Origin of the sequence: Pseudactinotalea suaedae, assembly GCF_009733815.1 — a bacterium.
Taxonomy (GTDB): domain Bacteria; phylum Actinomycetota; class Actinomycetes; order Actinomycetales; family Beutenbergiaceae; genus Pseudactinotalea; species Pseudactinotalea suaedae.
Map to the genome: position 1 here is coordinate 38,307 of NZ_WNXY01000013.1, position 11,621 is coordinate 49,927.

Sequence of the window (11,621 nt, forward strand, 5' to 3'; positions counted from 1 at the left end):
GCCGAAGGGCACCTGCGGCTCGCAGGTTCGACGGCGCGGTGGCGGGCGCTCCGCTCACCACTTTACGGTCGAACGTTACAACGTTGTCAAGTCGCTAGGCCGTCGCTCTTGACAACGTTGTAAACGCTGTGAATACTCGGCGATCGAACGGCCGCATGACGACTGGTCATCGTGGCCCGGCTACCGGCAGCGCTGTCGTGGCGATCCCCACGGGAACGCCGTGCGGTGGCCTGCCGATCGCTTCCTCCGCATGCGCGGGGACTCACCGAGACGAAGGAGTTTCCATGAGCACGCAGCACCCGAGCCGCGCTCCGCGCCGGCGCATGCCGGTCAACCGTCGCCAGTTTCTCGGCGCAGGTGGTGCCGGCGCCCTCGCCGCAGTCCTGGCGAGCTGTATCGGGGGCGGCCAGAGCGCCCAGCAGGGCACCGACAGCGGCGAGGCTGGAGGAGCCCTGCAGTGGTGGGACCAGTTCAGGCCGCTGACCCAGATGCTCGAGGACGAGCTCTTCACCCCGTACACCAGCGCCAATCCAGGGGTGACGGTCGAGAGGCGCGAGCTGGCGGCAGCCGACCTCGGACAGGCGCTGCAGGTCGCCCGGCGCAGCAACCAGCTGCCTGACGTGCACTCGCTCGCCGGCCTCGACGCCGCACCAGCGGCTCTGGTCAGCGAGGGCTGGTTCCAGCCTGTGGGCGATCACGCGGACTTCGACAGCAGCCCGATCGCGGACCTGCTCTTCGACGGGGTCCATCGGTTCGACGGCTCGGTGTACTCGTTCCCGCTGTTCTCCCCGCGCCAGCACGCCACCATCCCCTGGTACAACTCCGCCCTCCTCGAGGAAGCCGGGCTCGATCCGGACGACGAGCCGACCACCTGGGACGACCTCCGGGCAGTCGCGCGCGCGGTCACCGAGGGCACGGACGCCTCCGGGATCTTCCTGCCGGCGCAGAATCCCGACTACCTGTCAGCGATCGTCACACAGCTCGCCATGACCGCCGGCGCCCCCGGTCCGATCGACTGGACCACGGGCGAGTACGTGCACGACTCGCAGCCGTTCGTCGACGCGGTCGAGTTCCTGCTGTCGTTGCAGCGGGACGGTCTGGTGCACCCGGCGTCGCCGGCGATGATCCCGCGCGACGCGCTCGCACGGTGGGCGGCCGGCGAGGGCGCGATCTTCCCGTGGGGACCGTGGTTCATCGGCGACCTGGTGACCGAGTCGCCGGAGGTGGTCGAGCGCGGGCTCGGCTGCTGGTCCATCCCGCGTCCGAACGAGGAGCGCACGTCGGTGCGGTCCGCGCCGTCGGGTGGGGTGTTCTGGGTCTCCGTCGACTCCGAGCATCCCGAGGTGGCCGCCGACCTGCTGCTGCAGATGACGGGCCAGGACTTCCAGGCTGCGCTCGCGAGCGCCATGGACCAGCCGCCAGCGCTGCTCGAGGCCGTGGAGACCGCCGACGTGCACCCGGCCTACCGGGACTGCGTGGCGCGCTTCGCGGAGGACGTGCGCATCGCGCCGTCGCCCGAGATCGGTCACCCGGACGCCTGGCGCGTCACGGCCGAGATGCGGCCGGTGCAGCCAACGATCGGCATCCTCGTCCAGTCCGCACTGAGCGGTGCGGACATCGATATCGCGGCCGAGCTGCGGACCTACCGCGAGGCGGTCAGCGTCGAGCGCGAGCGCGCGCTGGCGGCCGTGCAGGCCGACGGCGTGGACATCGACCTCGACGCCTGGGTCTTCCCGAACTGGGAGCCCGAGTCCGACTACACGATCGAGGCGTATGACGCGCGCTGAGGTCCTGCCGAGAGAGGTCACGATGACGACGTCCGTGGACAGGGTCGCGGGGCCGGCCCCGGCCCGCCGCCCACCCGGAGTGCTGCGGCGGCTGCGCAAGGACTGGTGGATCTACCTCTTCCTGCTGCCGACGGTCCTCGGGTACGGCGCCTACACCGTGTACCCGTTGGTGGCGTCGTGGTGGTTCGCGCTGCTGGACTGGCCCGGGTTCGCCGATCAGGGCACGTTCGTGGGCATCGAGAACTTCGAGCGCCTGGTCGCGGACGACCTGTTCTGGAACTCGTTCCGGAACTCGCTGGTGTTCCTGGTGTGCGCGGTGCCGCTACGGGTCGGGCTCGCGTTGGTGCTCGCGCTGCTGCTGAACCGCCGGAACACCCCGTTCAAGGGGTTCCTCCGGACGCTGTACTTCCTGCCGGTGGTCACCACCGGGGCGATCATCGGCGTCGCCTTCACGTTGCTGCTCGACGCCGGTGGTCCGATCAGTCTCGCGCTGGTGGAGTCGGGTCTGCTCGACTCGCCCGTCAACTTCGTGGCCGACACGGGCACCTCCCTGTTCAGCGGGGCGGCGGTGTGGGTGTGGAAGTGGCTGGGTATCACGATGATCTACTGGCTCGCCGCGCTCCAGACGATCCCGCAGGAGGTCCACGAGGCGGCGATGATCGACGGCGCCGGGCCCGGCAGGGAGTTCGTCCACATCACGCTGCCACTGCTCATCCCGTTCCTGGTGATCATCACCCTCATCGACACCGTGGGTGCCCTCAACGTCTTCGACCTGCTGTACACGCTCACCGCGGGCGGTCCGGCGTTCTCGTCCGAGGTCATCGAGATCTTCATCTTCCGCACCGCGTTCGGCGCGACCGTGCCACAGCTGGGTTACGCCTCGGCTGCGGCGGTGCTGTTCGGGCTGATCACGATGGGCATCGCGGTCGCCCAGGCGCTCGGCGTTCGATGGGCGCGCAGGGCGACGGGAGCGATGAGATGAGACGACGCCGCGTCCCCGCAGCCACCCGGAGCCGATGGAGCATGCTCGTCGCCCGGCCGGGCAACCTCATGATCTTCGTCGGCCTGCTGCTCCTCGCCCTGATGTGGATCTACCCCTTCGTCTGGTTGCTGTCCGCCTCGCTCAAGACGCAGCCGGAGATCTTCGGCTCGGGTCTCGGTCTGATCCCCGACGAACCGATCTGGGAGAACTACGTCCGGGCCTGGACAGTGGTCGGCTTCGATCGGTACTTCCTCAACACGGTCCTCATTACCGGGGGCACCGTGCTGCTGATCGTCGTGCGCAGCGCGCTCGCGGGGTACGTGCTCGGGCGTCACCGCTTCATCGGCAAGAAGCTCCTCATCGGCATCTTCGTCGTGACGTTCTTCCTGCCTGAGGGATACACGATCATCCCGGTCGTGCAGCTGACCGACCAGCTGGGCCTGCTCAACACCTACGTCGGCGTGATCCTCGGGCTGGGTGCCGGCGGACACGTCTCGGCGACGCTGCTGTATGCGGGCTACTTCAGCGGGCTCCCCAAGGAGCTCGAGGAGTGCGCCCGGCTCGACGGCGCAGGTCCGTTCCGGATCTTCTTCCGGATCATGCTGCCGTTGTCCGGGCCGATCACCGCCACCGTGGTGATCTTGACGTTCCTGTTCGCCTGGAACACCTACCTGCTCCCGCTGGTCTTCACGCTCAGCGAACCGGGCATGCGCACGCTCGCCGTCGGGATGACGGCTTTCGTGGGCGAGTACAGCACCGACTGGTCCGGTCTGGCGGCGGCCGCGATGATCGCGCTCGTCCCGGTCATGGCCGTCTTCATCGCACTGCAGCGCAAGTTCGTCGACAGCATCGCCGGCGCCGTCAAGCAGTGATCCCGCACGAGCGAACCCAGGCGGCAGCGGCCGCATGACGTGAGGAGAACCATGTCCGAGAACTCGTGGGCGTCTCGTGCCAAGGCCGGCGCGACATTCGTCACCGCATTCGCACTGATGCTGCCGATGGCGGTTGCCGGTGCGGTCAGGAGCCCGGGGGAGCCGACCGGGCCGGAGCAGGAGGAGAGCGCTGTGCAGCAGACGCTGACGGTCCGTGGTCACGTGATCGACGCCGAGAGCGGGGAGGCGATCGAGGGAGCCGCCGTGCACGCCTCGCGCTCCGATGCCGCCGCCCTCTCGGGTGCGGACGGCAGCTTCGTGCTGGTCGACGTGCCGGCCACCAGCGCCTTGGTGGTGGCGGCGAAGGAGGGCTACGCCTTCACGTCCACCGCCCTGTCGGAGTCGGTGGAGCTCGAGCTTCACCGTGAGACCACGCCCCCGCGCGCGGAGTATCCGCGCCCGGATGCCGATCGGCGTCCCTTCACCGACGACGCGTGGCTGTCGTTGAACGGGACCTGGTCGTTCGCCTTCGACCCCGACGACGTGGGAGAGGGCCAGCAGTGGTTCGACCCCGGCCACGAGCTCGACCGGGCGATCCGGGTGCCGTTCTCGTACTCGTCGCTCGCGGCCTGGGGCGAGGAGGAGCTCGCGACCAACGAGATCTTCCGCAGTGCGCATGCCGACTACCGCGGCACGGTCTGGTACCAGCGCTCGTTCACGGTGCCGGAGGACTTCCCCCGTTCCGACGATGTCCGCCTCCGGATCGGGGCCGCGGACTACGGTGCCGCCGTCTGGCTCGACGGCGAGCCCGTGCTGCCGTACTCGGGAGACGGCTACACGGAGATCTCCGCGGATCTCGGACGGTTGCGGCCCGGATCGACCCATACCGTGACGATCCGGGTGGTGGCGCCGCCGACCGGTGCGAGCACGCCCTACCCGCAGGGCAAGCAGACCGGCGAGGCGCCGGGCACGGGTGCCGAGGGCTGGTTCAGCGACGTCGGCGGCATCTGGCAGTCGGTGTGGATCGAGCCGCAGCGTGGGGCGCGGCTGACGCAGACCCACATCACCCCGGAGCTGACCTTCGAGGGGGACTCCCGCACGCCGTCCGAGGCCTTCGTGACCATCGACGTGACGGCCGAGGGGGTGCGCGGCCGCCCGCCGGCCATGGTGACCATCACCGGCCCGGACGGCGCAACGGTGCACGCACGGGTCAAGGTCCCGCTGTCGGACGGGCAGGGCAGCGTGCGGGTCCCGATCGAGAACCCGCACCTGTGGGAGCCCGACGACCCGGCTCTGTACACGGCCGACGTCGAGCTGCTGAACCAGGACGGCGTCCGGACCTACTTCGGGATGCGCTCGATCGAGCGCGACTGGGCACCCGGACATGACGGCGAGTACCAGTACATCCATCTGAACAACCGCCCGCTCTACGTGCGTGGCGTGCTCGACCAGGGATACAACCCGTGGGGTCTGTACACCTACACCGGTGAGACGGCCGGACCGGATCTGCGCACCGGCACCGTCGACGACCCGGGGCGTGGCTCGATGCTGCTGGACCTGCGCAACGCTCGCGACCTGGGCTTCAACGTGGTGCGTCACCACCTCAAGGTCAACGAGCCCGCCTACTACCACTGGGCAGACAAGCTGGGCATGCTGGTCTGGTACGACATGCCGAACGCGGGCTGGGGCTCACAGGGCGACCCGCAGGCCGAGCAGCTCTTCGAGGATCTTCTGGTCCGCTCGCTGCAGCGCGACCACAACCACCCGTCGATCGTGATCTGGACGGTGTTCAACGAGTCGTGGGGGCTGACCGATCGTCCCTTCCAGGACCCGATCCCGCCCGCGGCCTTCGACTACGTCCGGCGCATGGTCGACCTGACGCGCGAGCTGGATCCGTCACGTCTGGTGGTCGACAACTCACCGTGCTGTCAGAACGGTCACCTGCAGGGATCGACCGACCTGAACGACTTCCACTTCTACCTCGACAGCTACGGGGCGTGGAAGCAGCTCCTCGACAGCATCGAGCCGCAGATCCATCCCGGCTCCACGTGGAACTTCAACGACGGCGTGCAGGAGGGCCAGCCCTGGCTGAACTCCGAGTTCTCCACCAAGGGCGGCCAGTTCATGCACGAGGTGGGCCTGTTCCGCGCCTACCCGGCGTTGAGCGGGTATGTCGGGGTGCAGATCGCCGAGACCGAGCAGGAGATCCACAGCCCGTTCCGGTACGACAGGCAGCCGAACTCGCCCGAGTTCATGGACCACACCGGGACGCTGCGGACGATCGAGATGTTCCAGGGTGACGACGCCCTCTCCCTCATGGCACCCTCGGCGCACACCCTGGAGCGCGGCGAGCGGATCGATGTGCCCGTGCGGGTCAGTCACTTCAGCGACCTCGACCTCGCTCACGCGCAGCTGCGGTGGCGGATCGGTGGTTACGACGACGACGGCGAGTGGGTCGCCGAGGCAGACAGCGGCTCGCAGCCGATCGCCCCGGATCGGTACACGGTCTCGGACGCGGGCACGATCTCGCTCACCGCACCTGAGCGGGTGCGGAACGGGTTCATCTGGTTCTGGCTCGAGGTCGACGGCGAGACCGTCGCCGAGCAGTACCTCACGTACGACACCCCACCCCGCGAGGGCGAGACGGGCTTCTCGCCCTCCGACGTCGTCGCGCACGAGTGGACCGGAGGGGTCGCCTCCCACGGGACCGCGGACTGGGTGAGCGGCTACGGCCGCGGCTACTTCGAGTACGAGGTGCCGGTGCCCGAGGTGATCCGCAGCGGCGAGGCGACCGAGGCGACCCTGCTGCTCGAGGTCGCCTCGGCACAGACGGCGGGCGTCTACGACCGCAACCACGTCACGAGCGCGCGGCGGTATCCAGCCGAGCTGACGGTCACCGTCAACGGTCACGAGCTGCCGGCCGTCCTCCTCTCCGACGACCCTCACGGTCCGCTCGCGCTCGCGGGGCGCACCCGCGGCTCGCTGGGGCCGGACTTCGGGAACCGGTACGGCTTCCGCATCGCCGTGCCGATCGACGCAGCCACCCTCGGCGAGGGTGAGACCGCGACGCTCCGCCTGGCCAGCGACGGCGGCGGCCTCTCGGTGTTCGGCGTGCGCTCCGGGCGGCACGGCCTCGCTCCGACGCTGGTGGGCGGCACCGTCACGGTGGACGACGAGCGGCCCGCCTTCGCGGCGGTAGACCACCGCGTCTCGGTGTACCAGTCGGCGGCATCGATCTCGCCGGCCACGGGCACCGGCACCGTTCTGGTCTCGGTCGTGAACGACACCGCCGAGGTCGTCGAGGGCGTCGAGCTCGGGCTGGCCCCGGCCGCAGGGTGGACGGCGTCCGCAGCCGAGTCGGCGACCGTCGCGTCGCTGGCACCCGGCGAGGCGAGGCACGTCGCGTTCACGGTCGCGGCGCAGGGCGAGGTGTCCCCCGGGGAGTCGGCGACCTTCACCGCGACGGCGAGCTGGGCCGGGCACGCGATCCAGGCGAGCAGCGCCTCGATCGTGGCGTTCGACCCCGCCGCCTACCCCGCGATCGGGGTCGCGGACGACTTCTCCGAGGACAGCATCGCCGAGTACTCGCTGCACCAGCCCCTGGACAACCGGGTGCTGCCGCAGCTCACGCTCGGGGGCGGGTCGCTGCAGGCGCAGGCGCCCAGCCCGTACTTCGGTCTGGTCGCGCACGGGTCCGGTCCGCTCAGCGACCAGGCGGTCGTCGTCGTCGAGCACGGGAGGTTCGGCGAGAACGGCATCACGCCGGACTCGCAGTTCGTCGGCCTCGTGAAGGACGAGGAGAACTACGTGATGGCCTGGACCGGCATCGGTGGCCAGCACGGGGTCGACCTGATGATCGACGGCCAGCTCACCAACGCCTGCTGCGGCAACGGACGGCTGCAGCCCGGTGACCGGTGGGCGCTCGCGCTCGACGGGAACGCCATCGCGGTCTGGGTCGATCGCGGCCTCGGATGGTCGCGCGTGTTCACGGCCACCACGCAGGGGCGCATCGACCTCACGGCACCGGGCGCGCTCGACGGCTGGCACTACGCCGTCGGCCTCCGCAGCGGCGGGGTGCAGAGCATCGGCCACCTCGAGGGCCGGAGCGTGGACGACTAGCCGTTCTTCCCCGTGAGGTTGTGAACGCGGTCGGCGGGGGTTGAGCCTTCGATGCCGATGTGGGGGCGGTGGTGATTGTAGTGATGGAGCCAGTCTTGGTAGGTGGCGGCTCGGGCTGCGTCGGAGGCGTAGGTGGCGGCGTAGGCCCACTCCGATGCCAGGGTTCGGTTGAACCGCTCGACCTTGCCGTTGGTCTGCGGGCGGTAGGGCCGGATGCGGTAATGCTTGACCTCCTCGCCCAAGGCTTGGGCGAAGGTGCCTGAGCGGTAGCAGGAGCCGTTGTCGGTCATCACCGCGGTGATGGTGATGCCGTGTTCGGCAAAGAAAGCGCGGGCTCGGATCCAGAATCCGGCAGCGGTCTCCTTGCGCTCATCGCCCAGCTGTTCGGAGTAGGCCAGTCGGGTGGCGTCATCGACGGCGTGGTGCAGGAACGCGTAGCCCAGTCCGCGCTTCTTGTTGTTGCGGTTGCCGAGGGTGCGTCCGAGCTTGCGGTGCCCGCCTCCATCGGGGATCCGGCCCAGCTTCTTGATGTCGACATGCACCAGCTCACCGGGCACGGCCTTCTGGTAGCGCACTGCCTTGGCCTTGCGGACCGGCAGACCGGTGGCCTGGTCGAGGTGGTGCAGCAGCGGCATCCGGTAGCGGGCCAGCACCCGCCCGACCGTGGAGCGCGGCACGTGCAGGTGGTAACCGATGCGGTGCGGTCCCCACCGCCTGGTGAACCGCAACGCGATGATCCGCCGATCCAGATGCTGCGAGGAACGCGCAGGCGAGGTCCGGGGCCGGCAGGGCCGATCCGTCAGCGGCAGCCCTGCTCGATAACGACGAGCCCACTTCGAAGCCGTCGCCGGTGAGCACTGGAACCGTTCCGCAGCCCGGCGCACGCTCCAACCCTCCTCGACGATCAAGCGGGCCAGGCGAGCCCGGCCCTCGGGGGTGAAAGGCGCGTTAGCGTGAGTCACGAAGACCTCCGTGGAACGAACGTGAGTGTGGTTACCCACATCGTTCCCGGAGGTTTTCGCTCACCTCAGCCGTTCACAAGGTGTCGGGAAAAACACCTAGCGCCGCGCCGTGCTCTCGCGAGCGGCGATGGTGAAGGGAATCCTGACGTGACGCGGCTCAGCCGTCGGCTCCTTGATGCGCCGCAGCAGCGTGGTCACCGACTCGTGCGCGAGCAACGTGAGATCGGGGGAGACCGACGTCAGCCTCGGGTGGGCGAACCGCCCGTCCTCGGAGTCGTCGAAGCCGGCGACCATCACCTGCTCCGGGACGGCTGCTCCGTGGTCGTGCAGCGCACGGAGCGCGCCGAGCGCGAGGAGGTCGTTCATGCCGATCACACCGTCGATGTCAGGGTCCCGGTCCAGCAGCTCCCGCATCGCCCGTGCCCCCTGCGGCCGGTCGTACGCGGGCACCTGCACGGCGAGGCCGGGCCGCACGGGGAGTCCGGCAGCCTGCAGGGCCTGCACGTGCCCGACCCAGCGCTGCCCACCGGTGCCGACTCCGTCGTCGCGATAGCCGATCGCGGCGATGCGTCGGGCGCCGGCGGCGATCAGGTGCTCGGTCAGCAGCCGGCCCGCGCGGGCGTTGTCGATCCCGACGTGATCGGTCGCGACATCTTCGGCGCGCTCTCCCAGCAGCACGATCGGGGTGGACCCGAGACGCGCCTCGATCGCCTCGCTCGGCGTGGAGATCGGGGAGAGGATGACGCCGTCGACCAGGCGCGAGCTCAGCTCGTCGACCGCCTCCTGCTCCCGCTCGGTCTCACCGCCGGTCTCCTCGATGACCACCGCCCAGCCACGCTTCTTCGCGCTCTGCCCCACGAGCGAGGCCAGGGTCGAGAAGTAGGGGTTGACGACGTCGGGCAGCACCAGACCGAGAAAGCCTGACGTGCCGTGCCGCAGGTGACGCGCAGCCTGGTTGGGGCGGTACCCGAGCTCGTCGATGGCGGCGAGAACCCGCTCCCGGGTGGCTGGTGCCACATGAGGGAAGTCGTTGACGACGTTGGAGACCGTCTTGAAGGAGACACCCGCCAGCTTCGCGACATCGCGAATGGTGACGGCCACAGACGCTTCCCTTCGGTCACCGGATCCCGGTCACAGTACCGCCGCACGAACTCGATCAGCGCTCCAGCCTGAGCTCCTCGGAGTCCAGCAGCCGCTCGGCCTCGGTGAGCGCGGCCGTGGTGTAGGCGCCGATGGCGCGCTCCTCGTGCAGGGCCTCGCGCATGGCGTCGACGTAGGCCCGTCGGACGAGCTGCAGCTGCTGGCGTCGGGTGAGGTCGCGCGAGCCGCCCGTGCCGAGGCGTCCCTCACGCAGCTTTCGGAAGCGGGTGGTGACCTCGCTGAGCAGCTCGGGGTCGAGCGTCTTGCCGTCGAGCACCAGCTGGTCGGGGCCACCGACCGAGGCGACCGCCGCCTCGCTCAGATCGGTCATGAGGGACTCGAGCTCGGTGCGCGCCGCGCCGGGGTCGGAGCCGCGCACGCGCAGCGCGCGGATCACCCAGGGCAGGGTGCCGCCGTAGAGCAGCAGCGAGACCACGGCCACCGTGAACGCGACGCACACCAGCAGCGTGCGCTGCGGCACCTCGGCGCTGATGCTCAGCGCCGCCGCCAGCGTGACCACACCGCGCATCCCGGCCCACGAGATCACCACGCCGCCCCGGGCGGTGATCGGCTCGCGGGCGTAGAAGTCGAGGTCCGCCTGGCCGCGGGCGACCCTGCGGCGGAACATCGAGACCCGGCGCTCGCCACGCTCGTCCTGGGTGGGGAAGCTCTCGATGCGTTCGGCGAGGTCGTCGATCTGCTCGCGCCGCTCGGCGAGCTGTGGCCGGCGGCGTCGCTCGGCCAGCACCTGCACGGCGACGAAGGCCGTGCGCAGCACCAGCAGGGTCAGCAGCGCCACCACGGCGAGAAGGATCACCGTGCCGGCGTCGGCGCCCGAGGACTCGAGGTCGAGGAGCAGCACGTGCAGCTCGAGCCCCATCAGGAGGAACACACCGTTCTCGATGAGGAACTGCAGCGTGTTCCAGTTGGTGTGCTCGGTCGTGCGCTCGCGCGCCGTGAACTTCCTCGCACCCAGGTGCCCGGTGACCAGGCCCGCCACGACCACGGCCACCACGCCGGAGGCCTCCGCCTCCTCGGCGGGCAGGAAGGCGAGGAAGGGAACCACGAAGCTGACCGCCGTCGTCAGCACAGGGTCCTGCAAGCGCGAACGGAGCCACACGCTCGCGTACCCGACGACGAGACCGACGGCGACGGCGATCGCCACCGCCGTGGCGAACTCCCAGACTGCGTCGCCCAGGCTGAAGGACGCCGCCGTCACGGCCACGACGGCGGTGCGCAGCAGCACGAGCGCGGAGGCGTCGTTGAGAAGGCTCTCGCCCTCGAGCACGGTCATCAGCCGCGGCGGCAGGCCGAGCCGCTTGCCGATCGAGGTCGCGGCCACGGCGTCGGTGGGGCTGATCACGGCGCCGAGCGCCACCCCGGCGGCGAACGGGATCTCCGGGACCAGCCAGTGGACCAGGCCGCCGATGGCCAGGGCGGAGGCGATCACCAGCAGCACCGACAGCCACCCGATCATCGCGACGTTGCGGCGCAGGTCGATCACCGGGACCCGGACGGCGGAGGCGTAGAGCAGCGGCGGCAGAACGCCCACGAGGATCCAGTCGGGCTCCAGCTCGATGTCGGGCACGACCGGGATCAACCCGACGACGATGCCGATGACGAGCAGCACCAGCGGGGTCGCGATGCCGGTGCGGCGCGAGAAGACGGAGGCGACGACGATCGCGGCGAGGGCTCCGATCGCGAGGGTGAGCGGCTCCACGACGAAAACCTACGCCCGACCGCTTGGCTTGGGTCACAA

General features: G+C 69.9%; 7 protein-coding genes. 4 read left to right on the forward strand and 3 right to left on the reverse strand.

The genetic code is table 11. The features are described from left to right. Nucleotides 1-284 precede the first annotated feature (284 nt). Genes GPA04_RS19330 through GPA04_RS19345 form a run of 4 tightly spaced genes read left to right on the forward strand, consistent with a single transcriptional unit; the run spans nucleotide 285 to nucleotide 7,760 of the window. Nucleotides 285-1,787 carry an ABC transporter substrate-binding protein gene (locus GPA04_RS19330; RefSeq protein ID WP_162458674.1) on the forward strand — a complete coding sequence of 501 codons (1,503 nt, stop codon included), beginning with the start codon at nucleotides 285-287 and terminating at the stop codon, nucleotides 1,785-1,787. Nucleotides 1,788-1,809: 22 nt separating this feature from the next. Next, entirely contained in the window at nucleotides 1,810-2,769 is a 960-nt protein-coding gene (locus tag GPA04_RS19335) for a carbohydrate ABC transporter permease (protein ID WP_162458670.1), read from the forward strand. Next, entirely contained in the window at nucleotides 2,766-3,641 is an 876-nt protein-coding gene (locus GPA04_RS19340) for a carbohydrate ABC transporter permease (RefSeq protein ID WP_241680929.1), read from the forward strand. The genes GPA04_RS19335 and GPA04_RS19340 overlap by 4 nt, the downstream gene beginning before the upstream one ends. A 51-nt stretch (nucleotides 3,642-3,692) precedes the next feature. Next, a complete protein-coding gene (locus tag GPA04_RS19345; RefSeq protein ID WP_156225860.1) occupies nucleotides 3,693-7,760 on the forward strand; it encodes a glycoside hydrolase family 2 TIM barrel-domain containing protein in 4,068 nt (1,355 codons plus the stop codon). On the opposite strand, the gene GPA04_RS19350 is transcribed toward GPA04_RS19345, so the two are convergent. The 3 genes from GPA04_RS19350 to GPA04_RS19360 all read right to left on the reverse strand — a co-directional run bounded on the left by GPA04_RS19350 (nucleotide 7,757) and on the right by GPA04_RS19360 (nucleotide 11,582). Next, nucleotides 7,757-8,722, reverse strand: a complete 966-nt coding sequence (locus GPA04_RS19350) for an IS481 family transposase (RefSeq protein WP_156225861.1) — start codon at nucleotides 8,720-8,722, stop codon at nucleotides 7,757-7,759. The two genes, GPA04_RS19345 and GPA04_RS19350, sit on opposite strands and share 4 nt — an antisense overlap. A gap of 96 nt (nucleotides 8,723-8,818) precedes the next feature. After that, nucleotides 8,819-9,823, reverse strand: a complete 1,005-nt coding sequence (locus tag GPA04_RS19355; RefSeq protein WP_156225862.1) for a LacI family DNA-binding transcriptional regulator — start codon at nucleotides 9,821-9,823, stop codon at nucleotides 8,819-8,821. A 55-nt stretch (nucleotides 9,824-9,878) separates the two neighbouring features. Then, complete coding sequence (locus GPA04_RS19360) at nucleotides 9,879-11,582, reverse strand: cation:proton antiporter (RefSeq protein WP_156225863.1); 1,704 nt, start codon at nucleotides 11,580-11,582, stop codon at nucleotides 9,879-9,881. Nucleotides 11,583-11,621: the final 39 nt, after the last annotated feature.